General features: G+C 56.8%; 24 protein-coding genes. 12 read left to right on the top strand and 12 right to left on the bottom strand.

What is annotated here, in order from left to right; all coding sequences use genetic code 11:
• Positions 1 to 70 precede the first annotated feature (70 nt).
• The 3 genes from N5098_RS02115 (at position 71) to N5098_RS02125 (ending at position 4,123) form a co-directional block, all read left to right on the top strand.
• Positions 71 to 1,264, top strand: coding sequence for an acyl-CoA thioester hydrolase/BAAT C-terminal domain-containing protein (locus tag N5098_RS02115; protein WP_267636033.1), 1,194 nt, complete (start codon positions 71 to 73; stop codon positions 1,262 to 1,264).
• A 95-nt stretch (positions 1,265 to 1,359) separates the two neighbouring features.
• Positions 1,360 to 2,694: a M28 family peptidase gene (locus N5098_RS02120; RefSeq protein WP_267636034.1), complete on the top strand. Its 1,335-nt coding sequence runs from the start codon at positions 1,360 to 1,362 to the stop codon at positions 2,692 to 2,694.
• Positions 2,695 to 2,884: 190 nt separating this feature from the next.
• Positions 2,885 to 4,123 carry a lycopene cyclase domain-containing protein gene (locus N5098_RS02125; RefSeq protein WP_368407981.1) on the top strand — a complete coding sequence of 413 codons (1,239 nt, stop codon included), beginning with the start codon at positions 2,885 to 2,887 and terminating at the stop codon, positions 4,121 to 4,123.
• A 97-nt stretch (positions 4,124 to 4,220) separates the two neighbouring features.
• Here N5098_RS02125 and N5098_RS02135 read toward each other — a convergent pair whose 3' ends face one another.
• Entirely contained in the window at positions 4,221 to 5,327 is a 1,107-nt protein-coding gene (locus N5098_RS02135) for a glycosyltransferase family protein (protein WP_267636035.1), read from the bottom strand.
• A gap of 2 nt (positions 5,328 to 5,329) precedes the next feature.
• The gene (gene folP, locus N5098_RS02140; protein WP_267636036.1) at positions 5,330 to 6,508 is read right to left on the bottom strand and encodes a dihydropteroate synthase; all 1,179 of its coding nucleotides are present in this window, start codon (positions 6,506 to 6,508) and stop codon (positions 5,330 to 5,332) included.
• A gap of 182 nt (positions 6,509 to 6,690) precedes the next feature.
• Between folP and N5098_RS02145 the strand changes: the two genes are divergently transcribed.
• From N5098_RS02145 to N5098_RS02160, 4 genes are all read left to right on the top strand, one after another.
• Positions 6,691 to 6,861, top strand: a complete 171-nt coding sequence (locus tag N5098_RS02145) for an HVO_0758 family zinc finger protein (RefSeq protein ID WP_267636037.1) — start codon at positions 6,691 to 6,693, stop codon at positions 6,859 to 6,861.
• Positions 6,862 to 6,923: 62 nt separating this feature from the next.
• Positions 6,924 to 7,445, top strand: a complete 522-nt coding sequence (locus tag N5098_RS02150) for a DUF7109 family protein (RefSeq protein ID WP_267636038.1) — start codon at positions 6,924 to 6,926, stop codon at positions 7,443 to 7,445.
• A gap of 25 nt (positions 7,446 to 7,470) precedes the next feature.
• Positions 7,471 to 8,064, top strand: a complete 594-nt coding sequence (locus tag N5098_RS02155) for an NUDIX hydrolase (protein ID WP_267636039.1) — start codon at positions 7,471 to 7,473, stop codon at positions 8,062 to 8,064.
• Positions 8,065 to 8,174: 110 nt separating this feature from the next.
• Entirely contained in the window at positions 8,175 to 8,960 is a 786-nt protein-coding gene (locus N5098_RS02160; protein WP_267636040.1) for a DUF7388 family protein, read from the top strand.
• Between the two features lie 89 nt (positions 8,961 to 9,049).
• Here N5098_RS02160 and N5098_RS02165 read toward each other — a convergent pair whose 3' ends face one another.
• Together N5098_RS02165 and N5098_RS02170 are read right to left on the bottom strand one after the other, a co-directional pair.
• Complete coding sequence (locus N5098_RS02165; RefSeq protein WP_267636041.1) at positions 9,050 to 9,646, bottom strand: DUF7110 family protein; 597 nt, start codon at positions 9,644 to 9,646, stop codon at positions 9,050 to 9,052.
• Between the two features lie 117 nt (positions 9,647 to 9,763).
• Positions 9,764 to 10,102, bottom strand: coding sequence for a 2Fe-2S iron-sulfur cluster-binding protein (locus N5098_RS02170; protein ID WP_267636042.1), 339 nt, complete (start codon positions 10,100 to 10,102; stop codon positions 9,764 to 9,766).
• 205 nt (positions 10,103 to 10,307) lie between these two features.
• Between N5098_RS02170 and N5098_RS02175 the strand changes: the two genes are divergently transcribed.
• Positions 10,308 to 10,805 carry a hypothetical protein gene (locus N5098_RS02175; protein WP_267636043.1) on the top strand — a complete coding sequence of 166 codons (498 nt, stop codon included), beginning with the start codon at positions 10,308 to 10,310 and terminating at the stop codon, positions 10,803 to 10,805.
• Positions 10,806 to 10,883: 78 nt separating this feature from the next.
• On the opposite strand, the gene N5098_RS02180 is transcribed toward N5098_RS02175, so the two are convergent.
• Complete coding sequence (locus N5098_RS02180) at positions 10,884 to 12,176, bottom strand: amidohydrolase (RefSeq protein ID WP_267636044.1); 1,293 nt, start codon at positions 12,174 to 12,176, stop codon at positions 10,884 to 10,886.
• Between the two features lie 99 nt (positions 12,177 to 12,275).
• Between N5098_RS02180 and N5098_RS02185 the strand changes: the two genes are divergently transcribed.
• Positions 12,276 to 12,491 carry a hypothetical protein gene (locus N5098_RS02185; protein ID WP_267636045.1) on the top strand — a complete coding sequence of 72 codons (216 nt, stop codon included), beginning with the start codon at positions 12,276 to 12,278 and terminating at the stop codon, positions 12,489 to 12,491.
• A 26-nt stretch (positions 12,492 to 12,517) separates the two neighbouring features.
• Here N5098_RS02185 and N5098_RS02190 read toward each other — a convergent pair whose 3' ends face one another.
• Positions 12,518 to 12,841, bottom strand: coding sequence for an uS10/mL48 family ribosomal protein (locus tag N5098_RS02190; protein ID WP_267636046.1), 324 nt, complete (start codon positions 12,839 to 12,841; stop codon positions 12,518 to 12,520).
• 139 nt (positions 12,842 to 12,980) lie between these two features.
• Here N5098_RS02190 and N5098_RS02195 point away from each other — a divergent pair, with 139 nt between their 5' ends.
• The gene (locus tag N5098_RS02195) at positions 12,981 to 13,409 is read left to right on the top strand and encodes a bis(5'-nucleosyl)-tetraphosphatase (RefSeq protein WP_267636047.1); all 429 of its coding nucleotides are present in this window, start codon (positions 12,981 to 12,983) and stop codon (positions 13,407 to 13,409) included.
• Between the two features lie 42 nt (positions 13,410 to 13,451).
• Here N5098_RS02195 and N5098_RS02200 read toward each other — a convergent pair whose 3' ends face one another.
• From N5098_RS02200 to N5098_RS02210, 3 genes are all read right to left on the bottom strand, one after another.
• A complete protein-coding gene (locus N5098_RS02200) occupies positions 13,452 to 14,879 on the bottom strand; it encodes a PAS domain S-box protein (protein WP_267636048.1) in 1,428 nt (475 codons plus the stop codon).
• A 94-nt stretch (positions 14,880 to 14,973) separates the two neighbouring features.
• Entirely contained in the window at positions 14,974 to 15,660 is a 687-nt protein-coding gene (nth, locus tag N5098_RS02205) for an endonuclease III (protein ID WP_267636084.1), read from the bottom strand.
• Positions 15,661 to 15,708: 48 nt separating this feature from the next.
• Positions 15,709 to 16,473 carry a TrmB family transcriptional regulator gene (locus N5098_RS02210; protein ID WP_267636049.1) on the bottom strand — a complete coding sequence of 255 codons (765 nt, stop codon included), beginning with the start codon at positions 16,471 to 16,473 and terminating at the stop codon, positions 15,709 to 15,711.
• A 317-nt stretch (positions 16,474 to 16,790) separates the two neighbouring features.
• On the opposite strand from N5098_RS02210, the gene N5098_RS02215 reads away from it, so the two are divergent.
• Both N5098_RS02215 and N5098_RS02220 read left to right on the top strand, forming a co-directional pair.
• Positions 16,791 to 17,885: an SPFH domain-containing protein gene (locus N5098_RS02215; RefSeq protein ID WP_267636050.1), complete on the top strand. Its 1,095-nt coding sequence runs from the start codon at positions 16,791 to 16,793 to the stop codon at positions 17,883 to 17,885.
• Positions 17,886 to 17,980: 95 nt separating this feature from the next.
• Complete coding sequence (locus N5098_RS02220; RefSeq protein WP_267636051.1) at positions 17,981 to 18,595, top strand: winged helix-turn-helix transcriptional regulator; 615 nt, start codon at positions 17,981 to 17,983, stop codon at positions 18,593 to 18,595.
• Positions 18,596 to 18,604: 9 nt separating this feature from the next.
• On the opposite strand, the gene N5098_RS02225 is transcribed toward N5098_RS02220, so the two are convergent.
• The 3 genes from N5098_RS02225 to N5098_RS02235 all read right to left on the bottom strand — a co-directional run bounded on the left by N5098_RS02225 (position 18,605) and on the right by N5098_RS02235 (position 20,153).
• Positions 18,605 to 18,853 (bottom strand): DUF7123 family protein, encoded by a 249-nt coding sequence (locus tag N5098_RS02225; protein ID WP_267636052.1) that lies wholly within the window; start codon positions 18,851 to 18,853, stop codon positions 18,605 to 18,607.
• 166 nt (positions 18,854 to 19,019) lie between these two features.
• The gene (locus N5098_RS02230) at positions 19,020 to 19,400 is read right to left on the bottom strand and encodes a TRAM domain-containing protein (RefSeq protein ID WP_267636053.1); all 381 of its coding nucleotides are present in this window, start codon (positions 19,398 to 19,400) and stop codon (positions 19,020 to 19,022) included.
• A 90-nt stretch (positions 19,401 to 19,490) separates the two neighbouring features.
• Complete coding sequence (locus N5098_RS02235; RefSeq protein ID WP_267636054.1) at positions 19,491 to 20,153, bottom strand: YkgJ family cysteine cluster protein; 663 nt, start codon at positions 20,151 to 20,153, stop codon at positions 19,491 to 19,493.
• Positions 20,154 to 20,195: the final 42 nt, after the last annotated feature.

Consider the following 20,195-nt stretch of genomic DNA (forward strand, 5'->3'; position numbering starts at 1 on the left):
ATCATATAATTCTTTACTATTTTCAGATACCCAACATTTTCTTACCCACCACTCCCTTTGAGTAGGTTGTATGGTAGAGATACAGTGCCCGGCGACGGCTCAGCGGGACGAACAGACACCACTCGTTGTCACCGACCTCCCGGCGGGTACGCGAACTACCCTCATCGCCCGGACTGACGGGTTCTACGGCGGTGCTAGCTCGCGACAGGTGTTCGATTCGGGGCCAGAAAGAACGGTAGACACAGGTAGTGACATACCCATCGACGGAGACTACGAGGGAGTTGCGCCGATGGGGTGGTTGTGGTCGATGACACCAGAACGAGACGATCAGACATCGAGTGCGATACACGACGAGCCGGTGACAATCGAGCTCTCGGTTCAGGTTGAGGGAGAGACACACGCAACTGCGACCACGATACGACAGCCTGGTGGTGCGGGCGTTCATCTCCAGTCTATCGAGTCGTCGACGGTTGCCGGCGAGTTCGCGTATCCGTCCAGCGGCGATCCGTGTCCAGGCGTGCTTGTCCTCCACGGGTCAGATGGTAAGCCAATGACCGGTGTCGCCCGTCTGCTTGCCAGTCACGGGTTCGCGGCGCTTGCGCTTCGCTGGCTTGGCGATGGCGCACCGACCGACGTACCCACAGATGTCCCGCTCTCATACATCGACGATGCCGCAGCCTGGCTGAAAGGTCATGAGGTCGTCGACTCCGACTCTCTCGGCATCTGGGGCATTTCCAAGGGGGGCGAACTTGCATTTGCCGCCGCCGCATACGGCGACTGGGTCGACGCAGTCGTCGCCGTCTCACCGAGCGGTCTAATCATGCCAGGTGAAAGGCCAGGAAGTGCCACGATCGCTATCGACGGCGAGTCGCTTCCCTCACTTTCAATCCCGGATGGACCACCGCCAGAAAACGGGCTGGAGATGACACACGACTTGTTAGACGCGTCGGACAACGAGACACTCGAAGCAGCGACAATTCCGGTCGACGACACTGACGCACCGTTGCTCGTTTTGGCTGGGCGTGAGGACACGGTCTGGGATGCAGTAGCGCTGACCGACGAGACGATGGACCGTCTCGCGTCGGCAGACACCTCGTTTCCCGCCAACCGGGTCGTCTACGACGATGCCGGGCACTCACTCCGTCCCCCGTACGTTCCGCACACTGTTGGAACCGCTGGCGGTACCACGGTCGGAAAAGCCACCGCAGCGGTCGATGCCTGGGACCGGACCTTATCGACGCTCGGGCAGCTATCGAACCGGTGACCTCCATCCGGTGCCGGCACTCTGGCAGAATATCGAGAGAGAAATCACACCGCGGGATGGGACAGGCTCTTGTGAGGGCTCGCCTAACCGCGAGTATGAGAAAGCTCCCCAATAGCGTCGTCGGGGATGCACAGACCAGCGACTTCGGCTGGCAAGTGCTTACTGACCTCGTCGACGTCGGGAATCGGATGGCCGGACAGGCGGGCGAGGCCGACGGTGCGGCTGTCGTCCGCGACGCGTTTGAACGGGCCGGGCTCCGCAAGCCAACCATCGAGCGCTTCGACATCCCCGGCTGGTGGCGTGAGGAGGCGACGCTCACGGTCGAAACGCCGCACGAACGCGTACACGACAATACACATGAGGTCATCTCGTTGCCCGGCTCGCCGTCCGGGAGCGTCACCGCCGATGTCGTCGATGTCGGCCCGGGCGGGTACGACGACTTCGAGGCCGCAGATATCGACGGCGCGGTCGTCATGGCCTCAAGCGAGACACCGGAATCGGCCGACCGCTGGATTCACCGAATGGAGAAGTATTCAAACGCCGCCACCGAGGGCGCGGCCGGCTTCATCTTCCGGAATCACATCGATGGCTCGCTCCCGCCGACCGGTGAGGTGGGATACGGCAACCGTCCCGGCCCGATTCCGGCTGTCGGTGTCAGCAGTGAAGTCGGAACACGTCTTGCTCGCTACGCTGTAGACGGGGCGACAGTCAGTATCGACTCACAGTGCCGGAACGAGCCCTCGACCTCACGCAACGTCGAGGCACGCCTCGGTCCCGAAGATGGTGAGGAGGTGTTGGTTACAGCCCACGTCGACGCTCACGATATCAGTGACGGCGCGCTCGACAATGGAACCGGCTCCGCGCTTGTCGCGGAGATTGGCCGCCTGCTGACAGCAGTCGAGGGCGAACTTGATCATCCCGTTCGGTTTATCACCTTTGGCTCCGAGGAAATTGGCCTTCGCGGGGCGTATCACTGGTCGGAGAGTCACGATCTGGACAACGTGAAATGTGTCGTGAACATTGACGGCGCAGGCTCTTCGCGGAACCTCTGGGTTGGAACCAACGGCTTTGAGACATTAGCGTCAGTCTTCGAATCTGTGACCGACGAGTTCAACGCGCCACTCTCGACGCGGTCGGGCATTTCGCCCCACGGTGACCAGTGGGCATTCGTTCAGGAGGGGATTCCTGCAGTGATGGCCGGCAGTACCTCCGACTCTACAGGCCGGGGCTGGGGGCATACCCACGCCGACACGATAGACAAACTCGACAGCCGGGACCTGCGTGACCTCGCTGTTTTACTTGCTGAAGCCGTTGCCCGACTCGCCGACAACGAGGTTTCTGTCGCGACAAAGTCCCGTACGACGATTCGGGAACACATCGATGACGGCTATGTCCAAGAACTCAAAACCGGTGGCCGATGGCCGTACTGACACAACAACGCTGAGTGGTTGTCAAACCACTGTTGTCTTGCTAGCATCACGAACGAGGCGTTCTTGTCTGCCGATGCCGACATACAACACCGCGTCTGCACGGCAGCGCTTCGAAATCTGTTGTCGTCTCTCGATATACTAGCCCAGTATACACGGACAAACTTATTCGGGTACTGTTCTATGCTAGTATATGACAATCGCTCGCCATGCGACCGGCGTTCGCGCCGACCTGCAAGCGCTCGCATCGCAGGTGCATCCGGTGTTTATGTTGCCGCCGTTGGCAGCTTCGTGGTTCGGTGCAATCCTCGCTGGTGAGTTTGCGCTCGGACTCGGAGCTATTCATATGGTCGCGATGTTCTGTGCGGTCTACACTGCCCACGTCAAAGATGGGTACGTCGATTACCACCACCGTGGCGAGGACGACGACCATCCATTGACCGTCTATGGCTGTCGGGTTGCTCTGGTTGGGGCGACTGCTGGGTTCGTGGCTTGTGCTGTTGCCCTTTTTGTCGTCGTCAACGCCACGGCGGCCCTTATCACTCTCCCGACGTGGTTCATTGGCTATCTGCATGCGCCCCAACTCGATACAAACCCGGTGACGACGACGCTTGGCTACCCAACCGGTATCGCGCTGGCAATTGTCGGCGGTCACTACGCACAGGCAACGACGATATCCAGCACATCGATTGGGTTCGCGCTCGTCTTCATGACGACGCTTGCAGGCGTCAAAATCATCGATGACGAGCAAGACTATCGGTACGACCGCTCTATTTCCAAGCGGACGGTCGCGGTTGTGCTTGGCCGGCCACAGGCGCGGACACTGGCGTTTGGGCTTGTTGGACTCGGGATGATTGGCGTTCTCTGGGGAGCAATATCTGGGCTGTTTCCGCCCGCTTCACCGCTCGCTGCGCTGGCGTTCGCGTCGATAGCGGCCGTTGCAAGCAGAGCAAACCCGACAGTCGGCACGATGCTCCTCATTCGCGGAGCGTATGTCTTTCTCGCCGTCCTTGTCGTTGCGGTCTGGTTCCAACCCCTTTCGGCAACGGGGCTACCGGATATCACCGTCTTTGGGTCGTACACGTACCTGCTCACCGAGGTGGCGTTTGGCTCGCTCGCGCTTGTCTTGCTCCGCTACGCTGGCGCGCTCCGTCGGGCCGCCCAGACAGTGGCCGCGCTGTATCCGATTGCCTATGTCTGGGACTGGTACACCCTCGAAGTCGGCGTCTTTGATATCACGATGCGCACTGGCTATAACCTGTTTGGTATCCCTATCGAGGAACATATCTTCATGATTGTTGTCCCGGCACTGGTCCTCGGGATACACGAGTGTATCGACACTCTTTCCGTGGAGTCAGAGACGGCACTGCCATCTGCCGGCGAGCAGCGTACTGAGCCAAGCGACGTGACCGATGGTAAACCCCGCGAGTGAACCACACTAATCGGATACCCAGACTACACGAGTCCACTGCAAGACAAAAGAAACACAGAAAACAACAACATCGCTGTCAGTGGGTCACGCGGTCAGCTCAATCCGTCAACGGTGTGCCTGTGCCAGCCAGAGCGCTTCGAGAGGCCGCCGTGACTGCTGACGGTGACATGTCGATGTTCTCCCATGGCGGCAGCCTGTCATCGCGTGCGGGTGGCTGAATGCTTGACGCGTAGGTTTGTACCTGCTCGCGTTCTCTCTGCCTGTCGTATGCAAGGCCGTTAAACGACGAATCTGCGGCGTACTGCTCGATGAGTTTGTCGGCACTCTTCTGGTATTTTTCCCGAAGTTGGGCATATTCGGGGTCGATATCATGGTCGGCGAGCACTCGAAACAGCGCCTTGGCAACGTCGTCGGCCATCGTCGAGAGGCCGCCACTCCCGTCGACGGGACGGTGGTCATGTCTGTGAACACCTAAATCAACCTGTGCTGAACCGTCCCGACCGGCGACAGCGTAGGCCTCACCGAGCAACCCGATTTCGAGGCCCCACGTTCGCTGTGCTCGGACTTGTCGAGCCGCTGTGGCGGTGAGTGCGAACTCACCGGCGAGTGGATACCGGAACGCCGAGAGGTAATCGAGCAACTTGTCGTCTTGTTCGGCGAGAGCTGTGAGCAAGGGGACAACCAGAAGGCGAACCAGTCGCCCGTAGAGCCGTCCGCCCTCGACACGGGCGTAATAACCTTTGACAAAGCTGTAGTCCTGTGCAAGCGGGGCCAGTAAGCGGGGGACGTGGTGACGGTCGTAGGTCGTTGCGTCGGCATCGTGGACTGCGACGTACTCCGCGCGGTCGGCAGCGATACCGAGACCGAGCCAGACATCTCTTCCTTTCCCAGAGTCGCCGCCGAGACCGTTTCTGGTGAGGACACGCTCGACGCTGTCAGCGTTACACCATAGAACAGTCACCGACAGGTCGAACTGCTCGACCCAATCTTCGAAGAGTGTAACCACTTCTCTGGGAGCACGCAGCGGAACGACGACAGCCTTGGGACCAACCGTCTCCAGCGCCTCAAACACTTGCTCTGGAGTCACATCGTCGGACTGCTCTCCAGCAATCGGGACAACTACAGCGCTTTGACTCAGCGGCGCATCAGGAGTCGGGTCGGTCAGGTCGTGTAACGTTGCGATGCGTTCTTGCAGATAATCCATCGCTAGGGTCCTCCTCTCTGACAGACTGCTGCGACCGCGTCTAGTTCTGTCGTGTCAAGGAGAGATGCAAGCTCTGCGAGCGCGCTTTCTGCGCCGCCAAGCAGTATGCCCTCCGTTCCGGTAGCGATAGTAACACCTGCCCGCTCGGCTGCATCCCCGAGCTGTTGGGTATTGTCGACGCCGTTGACGCGGATGACTCGCCCAATAAGGTCTCCTGAGTGATTGCTTTCGCCCTCAGACTCCTCAAGATACCGTTCCAGCTCCGATGCGGTGCCAACCTCGAGTTCGGTTGCGGTAACACCAGCTGCCGTGGCGCTTGCTCGTTCGGTGAATGCGTCGCCGATGAGAGCGGCATCACGCGTCTCGGCAACATCGTGCGTTCGAATGACATGAGCGCCACGCTCGACAGCCATGGAGGTGGCTGCGAGGCTAACGGGAAGGGCCTCTTCTGTCGAGCGGTCGGCAATCTCGCGCAAGAAATTCTTGCGGTTAATCGAAACTAAAAGCGGTCGACCAAAAGCACGGAACTCTCGGAGTCGGCGGAATACCTCGTGGTCGTCTTCGAGTGTCTGGTCTTCACTCCACCCCCCGAATGCAGGATCGAGAATCGTTTTCTCTGTCATCCCGTTTTGTTCAAGCGCCGCGTAGACTTTGTCGACGTAATCGGCTGAGTCAGCCCACGCCTGTGAGCGCGCAGCCACCCAGTCCACATCGTCGACAGCACCGGGGCGGGAGAGGTCTGGTGGACTTGCCATTTTCCCGACCGCGACATCGTACTCTCGACAAACCTCGGGCATCTCGGGGTCGGCAAAGCCACAGATGTCATTGACCATATCGAACCCGCGGTCGAGTGCCGCCGCCGCGACAGAGGCGTACCGCGTCTCTATCGAGAACACGGCATCGCCACTCACCGACTCGATAGTGTCGACTGCAGTATCGAGTCGCTCCAGTTCTTCCTCAGCGGAGAGCACGTCCAGGCGCTTGTTCGCCGATTCCAGACCGATATCGACGATATCTGCACCCTCGCCGATAAGCTCGTCGTCGACGTACATCGCCGCTTCTCCGGGGTCGTCGTAGACGGAGGGATCATAAGGTGACTCACGACTGACGTTGAGGACACCCATTACTCGTGGCGGCTGGCCGTCGCCGATACGCAGGCCGGCAGCGTCGACTGTTCGCATAGCCGTCTCTTGGATTGTGTCTATTAATGGTTGCCGGTTCCGGCAGGTGCCCAGTGGGGGTCGACTGGTCGGTTTGCCCACAGCTCAACCCGCTACTGGCAACAAAACAGTATAGTTCATCTATCTGATTATACAGTACAGACAACATGGCTCTTTTATGATTGTGATTCGTACGCATACGCATGAAATCCACACAAAAAGGGTTGCGCGGTGGAGGGCTGGAGAAAGACACGTACGGGCGACTGCTGTGTGCCGAATGTGAGACGGATCTTGACACGGAGAACGACCCGGACGTGATCGGCCGGGTTCGGGTCTGCCCGGACTGTGGCGGCCAGTGGAAAGAAGTCGGCTGACTGATTCCCGGCGGTCTCCTGAAGAGGCCAACAGTAAAGACCGTTCCGGCCCCGGAGTGGATATGGACCTCACAGAAGATGAGCTAGCCGGTGTCGTCGACCTTTTTGGCGGGCTCACGCGGGCAGAGCTATCCGAGGCACTGGCTGAACTCGTTTACAGACAAGGTGGGGAGTACGACCTGTCAGCACACGCTGACACCATTGACGCCGCTATCCGGTCGTACCATCTTGTCGCTGTCGCCAACCCAGCTGACCGGGAGGCAACGGAACGTGACTGGGCAGACGAAAAAGCCCACTCTGGCAAACCGCTGTTACTCGCGGGACCACTCGCGTTCCCGACACTGCCATCTGACGCACGGGACCTACCACATATTCTTGATGTCTCGAAACGGACGGTCGACACTGACGACGTTGGCCACGAAGTTGCCGAGATGTTCCGCGAAGACGCTCGAAGCGCAATTGACGCCGATGACCAGTCTCGCATCGACACATTGCTTGACGCAAGTTACGAAGTTGAGCCTTGGACTGGTGTCGACTTGGCACCGGTTCGTCAGGACCTCGCGGCGGCGACGCAAACGAATTAAGCCTCTGGGAGTGCTAAACTGGCCCATGGACCTCGACGCAGTTCGGGCGTTCGACCCAACACCCGTGGCCGACGGAAAGCGCGACTCGGCTGTCGTGGTGCCTCTCGTCGAGCGTGACGTGCCACATCTTCTCTTTACCAAGCGTGCTGACCATCTCTCGAACCATCCGGGACAGATGAGTTTTCCCGGCGGTCGGCGGGAACACGAAGACTCGAACCTCGGTGCAACGGCTGTCAGGGAAGCAAACGAAGAAATCGGTCTCAACCCCGACGCACCGTCGTTTGTCGGACAAATCGATGATATCTTGACTGTCACCGGCTTTTCAGTCACTCCGTTTGTTGCTCACGTCCCTGACAATGAGTACGAACCCCAAGACGACGAAGTTGCAGAGATTGCAGTCCTCCCGCTCGATGCGCTGACAGACCTCGATAACTACCACGGAGAGTACCGTGACCACCCCGATAACGGCCCCATTCGCGTCCATTACTTCTACGTTGACGAGTACACCATCTGGGGAGCGACGGCCCGGATTCTGGTCCAGTTCCTTGAGCTGACAACCGACTGGACTGCACCTGACATCGATAACGTGGTCGATGCTGAAGCTGACTACCCTCTGTGAATGGCCTGTCTGGGGTCTCTCGTTTTGTTACTCGTCAACATAAACCAAAAACGTATCCAAACAACAGCGTTAAGCCGCCTGATTGGCTGAGAAACAGAGAAGAAGCGGCTATGACTGTAATTACAGGCGAACGGTTGGCAAACGTGGGTATCGACGCGGTTGCGCTCAAACCGAGCGAAGTCGACGTCGAACGTGCCCACAAGCTGGATGTGCAGACTGTGACCATCGACTACGAAGGCCACGAGCACGTCCCAACACCAGCCGCATTCGACCGCCTGGCCGAGCAGTTCGATGTCCGTGCAACGGTTCCTGTTCGTGCGGACGGCTTTGACCCTCTCGGTGACGATAGCGTCCGCGCAACACTCCCTGAATCCGTCGGCGAAGTTCTCGTCGCTGGACATCCAGCCTACCTCGAACAGGACGAGCGCAAACGCGCAATTGCGCCACGTCTTGGTGCTGCCGTCGACGAGAGTATTGACCCGTGGGTCGGTTCTGAAGGCGTCGAACGGATTGCGCTGGCGACCGGTCAGACTCAGTTCGAGTTGCTCTCACGGAGTACCATCAGAGATGTTCGTGCACTCCGTGATGCCGGGTTCGACGGCAAGATTGCGGTCTATGCGCCGACAGCTCTCACCGACGACGAGGACACCGTGCTTGACGCTGTCGGGGAATACACCGGCCGTCGTGGCCCCGTCAGGGCGGCACTCCCTGATGATTGTCCTCACGACAGCACCATCGAGGGTGACCCACGCGAGACGTTGCTCGAAGCCTGCTGTGATTATGCACTCGTCGGCATCAGGGATACTGTCTCTCACCGTGTAGATTGCCTCCGCGAAGCTGGTGTTGACCATATCGTTGCCTACCCAGCCCGTGGCCTCGATTCGCTGGGTGCCTGAGTACGCGGCGTGTCCTCTGCCTTCGAAAATAGCGTTGCTCTCATAGCGTTGCGTTTCAGAAAAACCGCGCGACCAGCTTGCAATCTGTCTTAGCTGATGAAATCGTTGCTGCGCCAGTCGACGGCACTATCTTCTTCTCCTTCACCCGGGTCCTCTGTGACATTAATCGAGGCCGGAACATCTTCCCCGTCGACAATCCGAATCGCTTGAATATCTTCTTCGGTTGTTGCGACAGCGGTAAGCGCGCCTTTCTCTGACCGGCGGGCGATTTCACAGAGTACCTCGAACATCTGGTACTGGAGTGCTGTGTTTTGCAGCACCGTCTCACGGTCGCCTTTGAAGCAGGCGTACTCAACTAGCTCCGACTCGATTTCTTCTTCTTCGTCGTCGAGTGAGCCCCACTGGGGACCACCTCCGCTCGTGCGGGGCGGCTTGCCCGGCGGCGTTTCTTCTGGGTCTTCCTCGTAAACTCGATTTTCTGTCACGCTGGCTTTCAACTGAGCTGTCGGCGTGTACTTGCTGATGCTGTCGTCGGACGGGACTGCACTGATAATGAGTGTATTGTTTCGCCGTGTGAAGTCAATGTCCGCGACGCGCTCAGGGAGATCTGGGTCCTCCAGATACTCGTGCAGCTCTTCGAGTGGCAGTTCCAGCGTCGAATGAAGTCTGTATACACAGCTGGTCATGGATGTATGGGGAGTTGAATGAGCCGGTTTGTCTGCTCTGGCAACGACTCGATACTGCACAATAGGAACCCCTCGCATAAATGGCCTACCCTTCACTCCTAGTCACTGCCTTCGGTTTCAGTCGTCGGCAGCTGCCGTCTCTCCCGCCCGCTCCTCAGTTGTCTGCTCGTCATCGATACTTGGCGGATACTTCCCACGGTCCAGCTTCAGGTCAGACTCTGGTCGTGCCATACACGTTAGCGCGTACTCTGATTTTTCGGCTTCGGTTAACCCCCGCGCTGCTGGTTGGGTGACTGAGCCTTCGACAATCTTCGCGGAGCAAGCAAGACACATTCCGACACGACAGGAGAACTCTTGGGCGATTCCTTCTTCGATACAACGATTGAGAATCGTCTCCTTGTCGGATACCGTGAGTCTCTCGCCTGACCCGACAAACTCGACTGTGTATTCCGTCATGACGGGCTATACAACCGTACCTCACTAAACTGTTAAGGTGTCTGTATCGCGCGACCGCCACTGACCGATGGGAACTATCGCTCAGCCCACAACTCGATCATTGTCACTCAGAAAGCACAAGAATTTTATACAATATGCCGGTATAATCTAGTACGACAAGCAGTGACGAGCGGGGGAACTCGTTGCTGCTGACCTGGGGGGGTAGATGCAACGATCACAATTCGACAACAGAGCGATGTCAGCCTTTGGCTCGATATTGCTTTTGTTGTTTGCGATCTTTTTGCTTGTCGGGACAGCGGCGCTGTTTTTCGGCGCACTGGGATCGGACTACGAACAGGTTGACCCACCCTCGGTAACGATGGCGTACGAGTACGTCGAGAATCCGTCCGGTGACGAGGCAGTTATGATTAAACTCGTCCGTGGCGGACAGATAAACCCAAAGCAACTCCGTGTCGAAGTCGAGGGGGCGAACTGTACTGCTGGTGGTACCCCTAACGACGCCTACAACGGCTACGACGACTTCGGAATTGGCGAGAAAAATTGGCTGACTGCAGGGAACACGCTCACTATTGATGGGGACAACCCCGAACCACTCTGTGCCGACGGGCGACTTGTTCTCAGCGAGGTTGATATCGACCTTGTCTGGCTCAACCCATCGGGTAATGATGTGATTCTCTCCTCGTGGAGTGCAACGGAGTCGTAGTAACTGTCGACTGTATCGGACTCGACTCCCTACAGGACTGCGAGGAGAACGCCTTGCGCGTTAGTGCCGGAGAGACCGTCAATTGCTACCTGTCTCAGTGTCGAAAAGATGTGCAATCGACTCGCTGAGGACATCAACGCCAACCTCTAGTGACGGTTCGTCGACATCGAACGCTGCCGTATGGTGACCGTCGGGGTGGTTGGTTCCGATACCAACAAAGGCGGCGACACCGCCGTGCTCTTGGACGCGATTCATCAGGTAGGTTGCGTCCTCACTCGCACCGAGTTCGTCGTGTGGGGTGACAGTCTCAACCGCACTATGTGTTTCAGCGACGTCGGCGACAATGTCCGCCACTGCCTCGTCGCTTGCTGCGCTCGGGGCCTCGCCACCGTGCTCGATATCGACCGTACAGTCGTGCATTTCGGCAGCGGACTCGATAACCTCTACAGCGCGCTCGCGGGTGTAGGTCATCAGTTCGGTTGTCTCACCGCGCACTTCTGCCTGGATATAGGCGTCTTCGGCAATAATATTCGAGGCTGTGCCACCTGCTACTTTGCCGGCGTTGACCCGCGTTGCACCGTCACTGTGGCGAGCGATACCGTAGAGATTCTGGACCGCTGTTGCCATTGCCTGTACTGCATTTGCTCCTTGGTTTGGTGCTGCCCCAGCATGTGCTGGTTCACCCTCGAAGCTCGCGTCAAGGTGCGAGACGGCATAGAACCCGCCCATCCCGGCGACGACTTCACCGGTCGGTGTATCAAGCCCGATGTGCGAAGCGAGCAACGCATCCACGTCATCGAGGTGTCCGCTCTTTGCTATCGGTCGGCCGCCACCGACGACTTCCTCGGCGGGCTGGAAGATGACCTTCAGCGTGCCGTCGAACTCTCGGTCGACAAACTCTCGGAGGACGCCGAGACCAAACGTCATATGTGCGTCGTGCCCACAAGCGTGCATGTGCCCCTCGTGGACTGACCGGAACCCCTCCTCGGCGGGCTGGTGGCCCTGTCCGTCGGCTTCCTGCTGTGGGAGGCCGTCGATGTCGACCCTAAGCGCAACCGTTGGCCCCTCACCGCGCTCGATTGTCGCTATTGCGCCTGTATATCCGCTTGCAAGCTGGTCAAGAATCTCGTTGTTGACGTTGGTCTCCCGCGCCCGGTCAAGCCACAACTGCTGCGTTTCCTCGTCCGGGACTCCCTGTCGTTCGCCTTTGGCGTGTATCTCGTCACCGACAAGTATCTCGTCGACGGGCATTTCTCGAAGCTGCTCGACGATACGTGCGGTTGTGTAAAACTCGCACCACGACGGTTCTGGCCGGCGATGGAGTTCCCGGCGGAGCGAGACGAGCCAGTCTGTCTGAGCGGCGTCTGCCATGGCGTTAGCAACGGCCCTCACCGACATAAGCACACTAGATACGAGTTTCTAATCCGGAAAGTCACCGACAGCTACTTTTATTTCTTCTTTCAAATAATTTTGATATGCCTTCTCGGACTCGACTCTCAGTACAACGGTATCGACGAGCGTAGATTCACCTTTGAGGAGTACCCGAGCCGCATGAATTACAATGCCTCGCCTGATGTTCTCCGGTTCGCCGGAAACGAAGGTCATCCGGATGCCCCTAACGACTGGAAGATTATCGGAGAACACGAGAGCACCTTCATCTATCCTGAGGATTCCGGAGGCAAGTGACACAGGGGTAGCGTGCGAAACTACCGTTACTCGCCGGTCTGGCTGAACTGCTCGACGTCGGCAGCGATGTGGATACTGTCGGGGTAGTCGTCACCCGCAACCGAACGGGCGAACTCATTGTGGTCGATAATCTCGATGACGCGGCTGTAGACGGTGTACTCCCACGGGTCGAATCGACCGTCGTCACGCAAACCTCGGTACTGCGGGACGCTGTGTCTGGTCGGCGGTTTCGGGTGTGGCCCCTTGAGCTCGGCACCCTTGCGCCCGGCTCGCTCCTTAATATCGGAAACAACCGACTCAAGGAGGTCTCCATCCCCACTTTTGAGTGTGAGCCGAGTGATGAACGGCATACACAACCCAAGCGTTGGGGACAACAAAACCCATTCGTTTTCGATTGTCTACTGACAGTGCCCTCAGTTCCCGTGACTTATGGGAGCGTTCGGCAGGCGTTCGACATTCACTTAACGCATGGAGTAATAGACGCTGATAATGAAGGAGGCCACGAGCGCGGGAGCCATCCTCTTTCGCGATACGCGTGGCTGTCGAGAGTACCTCCTCCTGAAGAGTCGCCCCGGCGACTGGGAATTTCCCAAAGGGGGCGTCGAAGGTGAGGAGGAACTCCAGCAGACGGCAATCCGCGAAGTGACAGAGGAAGCTGGAATCTCTGAATTCCGGCTCATCGATGGCTTCCGTGAGGAGTACGACTACGTCTTCGAGGCGGGCGGTGACACCATTCACAAGACAGTTCACCTGTTTATCGCCCGTTCGTTCGAAGCATCAGCGGAACTATCACACGAGCATCGCGACCATCAGTGGCGTGACTACGAACAGGCCATCAACACGATTACCCAGGATGGCCCACGCGAAATCCTGCGCAAAGCCGACAAGTTCCTCGACGATAAGTTCGCCGAGGAATAAACAGAACCACCGTACTGCGCGGGATGCGTAGTCGCTACTTTCTCAGCCAGACAGCGGAAGCGTCACAGAAAACAGCGACCCCTGGGGGTCGTTGTCTCTGATTTCGATGTCGCCTCCGTACTGCGTTATCAGCGTGTCGACAAGATAGAGTCCAATGCCGGTTCCCGGACTATCTAACCCTTTCTCACCTCTTCCGAACACCGTTTCTTTTCGGCTGTCGGAGATTCCAGGGCCGTTGTCTGCAATATCGATGACTGCCTGCTCGTCGTCTACTTCGACAGTAAGCTCGACAAACGGTTCGTCGCTGTCGTTGTGCTGGACAGCGTTGGTCAGAAGGTTTCTGAATACAGAGCCAAGCATTTCGTTGGCCAGCACCGCAACTGACGGAATCTCTCCGGAGACAACGAACTCCGCTTCCGGGAACGATTCACGACGGAGCGCAAGTTCCGTGCTGAGTACGTCTGATAGCGACATCGGTTTGCGTTCGAGTTCGCCTTGGCTGGTGAGAACCTCGACGTAATCACGAGCAATCTCCGTTAGTTCGACGACGTGTTCCCCGCTTGCGAGGACTTTTTCGAGATGTTCCTCTCCAGTCTCGTCGATATGCTCCTCAAGTAGCTCCCCCCAAGAAAGAATTATCGTCATATCGTTCCGGATATCGTGCCTGACCATCCGATTCAGTAGCTCCAGCTCTGTGTTCCGTTGCTCCAGTTCTTCCTCATACCGTGTGCGCTCAGTCACGTCACGCATTGTCGCAAGTACTGCCGTATCGCCATCGTACTGTATTTGGGTGGCATTGAGTTCAACGACGCACTGTTCGTTCTCTCCCGTGCAGAGACGTATTTCATACCGTGATGGCGGGGTTGGCACATCCGGGTCAAGACGGTCTGTATATCGCTTCTCGACTAACTCACGGTCTCTCGGGTCGATAACGTCCAGAAATGGCTGTCCGGTGATCTCCCAACTCTCGTAGCCAGTTAACTCTGTAAACTCTGAGTTGATGAAAGCGACAGTCTTGTCTTGGATAATAGCGATGCCATCGTTGCTCTGTTCGACAAGTGTAGAGTATTTGACGCGCTCTTCGACAAGCTGTTGTTCACGCTGCTTTCGTTCGTCGATACTGCGAGAATTAATAACGCACCCGTTTAGTGATGTGTCTGTCCGGTCAGCAATTGTCGACTCAACCCAGACCCACTCCCCGTTTTTGTGTCTAAACCGAAACTCTCCTTGCCCCGTTTCTTGTTCTTCGTTTTCAATCACCGAATCCAGTATCATCCTTACCGCCGGCACATCGTCGGGATGAATATAATCGAACACGTTTTCGCCAGTCAGCTCATTTGGCTCGTATCCAAGAATACGCTTTACAGCGTCATTTTTGAACTGGATTATTCCTGCCTCGTCGACAAGGGTGATACTGTCCGTTGAGTACTCAACCAGCTTTTCATACTGACTAACCGTCTCGATATCCATTGATGACTCTCTGTTATTGCTGTAACTATCTTTAGGACTGGCTCGGAATATACTTATTGGCCGATTACCGACTCATGTCGCGTCCGATGGCATCTTAGCTCCAGGGCTCACCGGACGCAAGGTCACGCTCGTTGTCAACTTTTGAGGATGGACAGATATCTTCGAGAACGCAATCTTTGCAGTCAGGATTGCGAGCCGTACAGACTGCCCGACCGTGGCTGATATACAAATGTGTGAGCTGTTGCCACTCGTTCTCTGGAATGGTATCCATCAGCTCCCGCTCGATGGCTTCGGGATTGGATTTCTCAGTCAGGTCAAGTCGTCGCGTCAGTCGCTGAACGTGTGTATCGACGACGACGCCCTCCACAACATCGTGCCCATGCTGAAGAACGACATTTGCCGTTTTTCGACCAACACCGGATAAATCTGTCAGCTCAGCCATCGTATCTGGAACCTCGCCGTCGTGTTCTTCGAGAAGTTGCTGACAGGCGTCGCGGATGTAGCTTGCCTTGTTGTTGTAGTAGGTGATAGAATTGATGTCTGTGGCAAGTTCGTCTTGGTCGGCCTCTGCATACGCTGCCGGGCCATCGTACTTCTCGAAGAGATCAGCGGTAACGCTGTTGACGCGTTCGTCAGTACACTGTGCCGAAAGGATGACTGCAATCAGGAGTTCCAGTCGGTTCGAAAACCGCAGCGAAATAGTCGTATCAGGGTACTTCTCGTGTAACCGGTCGAGCAACTCCGTGACCTGCTTGTCTGTGGATGCAAGCGCCGTTCCCATGGCCGTTTCTGTGGCTGGCAGCACCTTGAGCCCACCGCCTCGCGGTCCCTACGATTCGAAGGGGTCACGCAGCCACGCTTCGACCAGTTCGACAAAAAACGAGGCAAACGGGTTTTCGCTCGTCCAGAACGCGACCCTATTTTCTTCTTGCATCGTGGCGGTTGATTGGGTACTTAGTAGAACACTCCGGCTATCTGCAACTAGTAGTCGAGCAGTATCAACTTCTACCTCGCGGTCTTCAGGGACACAGAACGTCGAATACGAGTCCTTGGCTGGGACGGCCTCAAGCACGTCAGGGTCACTACTGACGATGATGACATCGACGTTTCGATTCGCCGCGTCGACAAGCGCGTCAAGAAGCTCCCGTTCAAGCATAGCTACGCTTTCGGCTACGTACAACAGCCGGGTGTCGGCGGCTTCGATGAGGTCGGATGTCCGTGAGACAATAGCGTCCTCAGAATTAATCAGCCAGATTGCCTCGCTTCGTTCTTCGTTATCGTGTGTGTTCTGTATCTGCTCTAGATAATTGAACGTCTCTGCACCTCGTTCGGCGAGCTGGTCGATGAGGTGTCGACGGGCTTGTTCGAGCGGGACCGGTTGGTAAGCCGTTGGTGTCGACTGCTGGGTCTCAACTAGCCCGCGTTCTTCGAGGCCTCCGGCTGCGCCGTATACTTGTGACCGGGGCACGTCAACAACTGAACTAATCTCGTTGGCTGTCCCCGAGCCCAGCTTCTGGAGCGCAACCAGCACCCGTGCCTCGTACGTTGTCAAGCCGAGCTCTTTCAATCCAGATATCGCGTCGTTCTCGTCCATTTTTCAAATGTTTTGTCGTGTTCGTGTTCTTCGACCATACGCTTTAGCGACCCGCGACACTGGGTCGACTTTGGGTCGCCAGGATACCGCGCCATACTGTCGTGGGTAGGTGTGTTTGTATCCTTGTACAAACGTATCTTTCTATTTTTGTCTCGGTCTCGAGAAGCGTACTTTTGTCCCTGTGTAGTCACTCATAACTTATTGAAAGGCAACAAAGTACCCACGAAAAAACTTTTTGTACATTCCTCGTATTTTCTGTGTAGGTGTTGAAACGACGACCAACACTTTAGTATGGTCGCACCAAACTACCAGATGTTATGATGCCTGACACAGTTTTGCAGGCGGGCGCGGCAGGAACCTTGATTGCCGCAACACTGTTTATTCTCGCAGTAATTACCGCCTACAAAAGCATCGTTATCGTCCGAGCGTACGAGAAACGGGCGTACACCCGGTTCGGAAAATATCAGGGACTACTCGAACCCGGTCCCAACTTTGTGCTACCGTTCGTGACAAAGACGTATACGTTCGATATGCGGACACAGACCCTTGATGTGCCGCGACAGGAGGCAATCACACGGGACAACTCACCGGTGACAGCCGACGCTGTTGTCTACATCAAAGTGATGGACGCAAAGAAAGCGTTTCTTGAAGTAGACAACTACAAGCGTGCGGTGTCGAACCTTGCCCAGACGACACTCCGTGCTGTGCTTGGTGATATGGAGCTCGACGACACGCTCAACAAACGCCAGGAAATCAACGCGAAAATCCGGACAGAACTGGACGAACCAACAGACGAGTGGGGGATTCGCGTCGAGAGCGTCGAGGTCCGCGAAGTCAACCCCTCGAAAGATGTCCAGCAGGCCATGGAAAAACAGACCTCTGCCGAGCGTCGTCGCCGTGCGATGATTCTCGAAGCACAGGGTGAACGCCGGAGCGCCATCGAGGAAGCACAGGGTGAAAAACAGTCGAACATCATCCGTGCACAAGGTGAAAAGCAAAGCCAGATTCTCGAAGCACAGGGTGACTCGGTTTCGACGGTTCTGCGGGCGAAAGCAGCAGACTCGATGGGCGAGCGTGCGGTCATCGATAAAGGAATGGAGACACTCGAAGGTATCGGCCAAGGCGAGTCCAACACGTTCGTGTTGCCACAGGAACTGACCTCGCTGGTGTCACGGTACGGTCGTCACCTGCAAGGCAGTGATCTCAAAGAGAATGGACACGAACTCGAAAGCTTAGAGTTCGACGACGAGACCCGCGAGATGCTCGGCCTTGACGACATCGAAGAGATTCTGGGTGAACTCGAAGATAAAGACGAAATTGTTGATCTCGAACAGATGGAAGAAGAAGCCGAAGCAGTCAAAGCCGGCGAAACTGGCGCGGATATCAAAGACCCTGACGAGATAATCGACTAGCGACGACTTGCTGTTACAGGTACGGATAGCCCGACTTCGGTCGATACCGTTTCGAGTAACGAAGCCGTTATACGTCTCCTTCCCAATGAGCCGATATGGCCCGTGACAGGAGTGTCGACCAGTCAAAACGGTCGACACTCCGTCGGTTCGCCGCTCTTGGGGCAGCCAGCCCGCTTGTTGGCCTCGCAAGCGGAGAAGAAAGTGATAGCGATGCGCCCGACGCGCTTACTGGCTACTTGAATGCGACACCGGGTGCTCACTTCTCGAAAATACGTGATGACCTACAGCTTGGCACTGGCGAGACACAACATCACCTCCGCAAGCTCGAAGATGAAGGTATTGTCCTGAGTCGGAAAGACGGTGACTACCGCCGGTACTTCCCGACTGGACAATTCTCCGAGTTCGAACAGACTGTACTCGGACATTTGCGCCGTGAAACACAGCGTGGTATCCTCGTTGCACTGCTTGAGGATGGTGACACAACTGCGGGCGATATCGCAGCACGGCTCGATGTCTCTAAAGCGACTGTGAGTAAACATGCCGCGCGACTCGAAAAGTCAGGGCTGCTCTCACGCGAAAACGGCTACAGTGTGACCGAACCTGAGCAGATACTGGTATTGTTGGTCCGATACGCAGACTCTTTCGGGGACGACGCCGCGCAGTTGGCCGCCGTCGCGCCGTCGTTGCTTGACTATGCGCCCGATAAATAGACTGTTTTTCTAGGTTGTGACCATCCACGTCGTGCTAGAGGAGTACCCCCACTTCTCGACGGAGAGCGCAAACTCTCCTTGCTCGATGGCTTTCATGTTTGTCCCAACCTCTTTAGCAGACAGGTCAAGATCGTCAGCGATGAGCCGGGACTTGAAGTAGGTCTGTTTGTCGGCACGCTCTTTGAGGTAGCGGAGGATACGCTGTTGTTTCTCCGAGAGACTTGGTGTCTGAGTTGGGGCGTCGGCCGTCGTGCTCATACATGTTATACGATGCTGGCCCATATACCCTGTTTGGTACAAAGAGTTAACGCCGCGCTGTCTGGTGGTTTTTTCGAATACGTGGACAATACTGATTGAGAGGCGACGCTCTTGACCAGTTCAACGGAGCCGATGGTACAACTCCGAAACAACAGAGCCAAGACGACTACTCCGAAATTGCCTCACCGACTGCGAAATTCGACTTGACTTCGCTAATCTCGACCTTTACCCGCTCGCCAACCTCGGTGCTTGGAACGATAATGACGTACCCGCGTTCGACGCGAGCGATGCCGTCGCCCTGCTTGCCGAGGTCTTCGATTTCGACGTAGCGGATTTCTCCGGACTCAACCGGTGGCTGGGGCTCGCCGGAGACAGCCGTTTCCGCAGCTGGTTCGTTTTCGGGCTCGATAAGAGCGACACGGTACGTATCGCCCGGTGTGACTGCGCCAGTCTCTATCTCTCGTTGTGGTAGTTCGATGGTGTAACTATCGCCGTCGTCCGATACCTGAGTGCTGAACAGACAGAGTAGCTCATTTGAAATTTCCACAGGTAGGTAGACCTCCGTATGTACTGGTGAGGCTGCCACTGCTAAAGTAGTTGCTGTCTCAAACCCTTCAGACACGCCGTCGAAGGGCTGTCAATAGTCGCTCCCATCCGGCCGTTTTGGACCTTCTGAGTCGTAAACGACAACACCCTCTTCCCGGTTGACCGGCTCGTAGTTATCACTGACAGCGATTGCCTCTTCGAGTTCCCGGACTGCCCGCTTTTTGAGCGCTGCTGCCAGCTCTTTTGCCGTCTCGTGTGAGATATCACGGCCGAGTCCTTCGCATTCATGGGCCCGAACCATTCCTTCGGTGTCGACAGCTTCGCCCATCGGCTGGCTGGTCCCACCAAGAGCAACACTGAACGGGTAGGTCTTGCAGATAAGCGGGCGGTCTCCGTAGACTGAGCAGCGGGCAGCGTCATCGTCGTAGAATGTACAATCCCCACAGCTGTCGGTCTGAAGCGCCCACTCGAATGTCTCACCTGCTGGACCGGACTCGGTTGTTTCGAGACCGTAGGGCATCGGCCGGGCCACGTCACGCCAGTCGTACTCTTCGCTTGCCTGTATCTCACGCACCTCGTCGGGAAACACCGTTGCGGTATGGTCCTCGCTTGTGTCGGTGTCATCACCACAATCGGCAGCCTTGCAACAGGCACCGCAGTGGGTACACTCGAAGCCGATTGATTCAATGGCGTCGGCGAGGTCGTCTACTGACAGGGAGCGAGCACGGTCTAGCTCGTCGTCAAGACTCTCCACACGAGACTCTTCGCGGGGAGATGCAAAAACGCGTCGGCCTCT

Source organism: Halovenus rubra (assembly GCF_026586665.1).
Lineage (GTDB): Archaea > Halobacteriota > Halobacteria > Halobacteriales > Haloarculaceae > Halovenus > Halovenus rubra.

Bases quoted from the DNA above. Each gene is read 5' to 3' on its own strand.
- N5098_RS02115 (WP_267636033.1), top strand. From the start codon at position 71: ATGGTAGAGATACAGTGCCCGGCGACGGCTCAGCGGGACGAACAGACA.
- N5098_RS02120 (WP_267636034.1), top strand. From the start codon at position 1,360: ATGAGAAAGCTCCCCAATAGCGTCGTCGGGGATGCACAGACCAGCGAC.
- N5098_RS02125 (WP_368407981.1), top strand. From the start codon at position 2,885: ATGACAATCGCTCGCCATGCGACCGGCGTTCGCGCCGACCTGCAAGCG.
- N5098_RS02135 (WP_267636035.1), bottom strand. From the start codon at position 5,327: ATGGATTATCTGCAAGAACGCATCGCAACGTTACACGACCTGACCGAC.
- folP (WP_267636036.1), bottom strand. From the start codon at position 6,508: ATGCGAACAGTCGACGCTGCCGGCCTGCGTATCGGCGACGGCCAGCCG.
- N5098_RS02145 (WP_267636037.1), top strand. From the start codon at position 6,691: ATGAAATCCACACAAAAAGGGTTGCGCGGTGGAGGGCTGGAGAAAGAC.
- N5098_RS02150 (WP_267636038.1), top strand. From the start codon at position 6,924: ATGGACCTCACAGAAGATGAGCTAGCCGGTGTCGTCGACCTTTTTGGC.
- N5098_RS02155 (WP_267636039.1), top strand. From the start codon at position 7,471: ATGGACCTCGACGCAGTTCGGGCGTTCGACCCAACACCCGTGGCCGAC.
- N5098_RS02160 (WP_267636040.1), top strand. From the start codon at position 8,175: ATGACTGTAATTACAGGCGAACGGTTGGCAAACGTGGGTATCGACGCG.
- N5098_RS02165 (WP_267636041.1), bottom strand. From the start codon at position 9,646: ATGACCAGCTGTGTATACAGACTTCATTCGACGCTGGAACTGCCACTC.
- N5098_RS02170 (WP_267636042.1), bottom strand. From the start codon at position 10,102: ATGACGGAATACACAGTCGAGTTTGTCGGGTCAGGCGAGAGACTCACG.
- N5098_RS02175 (WP_267636043.1), top strand. From the start codon at position 10,308: ATGCAACGATCACAATTCGACAACAGAGCGATGTCAGCCTTTGGCTCG.
- N5098_RS02180 (WP_267636044.1), bottom strand. From the start codon at position 12,176: ATGGCAGACGCCGCTCAGACAGACTGGCTCGTCTCGCTCCGCCGGGAA.
- N5098_RS02190 (WP_267636046.1), bottom strand. From the start codon at position 12,841: ATGCCGTTCATCACTCGGCTCACACTCAAAAGTGGGGATGGAGACCTC.
- N5098_RS02195 (WP_267636047.1), top strand. From the start codon at position 12,981: ATGAAGGAGGCCACGAGCGCGGGAGCCATCCTCTTTCGCGATACGCGT.
- N5098_RS02200 (WP_267636048.1), bottom strand. From the start codon at position 14,879: ATGGATATCGAGACGGTTAGTCAGTATGAAAAGCTGGTTGAGTACTCA.
- nth (WP_267636084.1), bottom strand. From the start codon at position 15,660: ATGGGAACGGCGCTTGCATCCACAGACAAGCAGGTCACGGAGTTGCTC.
- N5098_RS02210 (WP_267636049.1), bottom strand. From the start codon at position 16,473: ATGGACGAGAACGACGCGATATCTGGATTGAAAGAGCTCGGCTTGACA.
- N5098_RS02215 (WP_267636050.1), top strand. From the start codon at position 16,791: ATGATGCCTGACACAGTTTTGCAGGCGGGCGCGGCAGGAACCTTGATT.
- N5098_RS02220 (WP_267636051.1), top strand. From the start codon at position 17,981: ATGGCCCGTGACAGGAGTGTCGACCAGTCAAAACGGTCGACACTCCGT.
- N5098_RS02225 (WP_267636052.1), bottom strand. From the start codon at position 18,853: ATGAGCACGACGGCCGACGCCCCAACTCAGACACCAAGTCTCTCGGAG.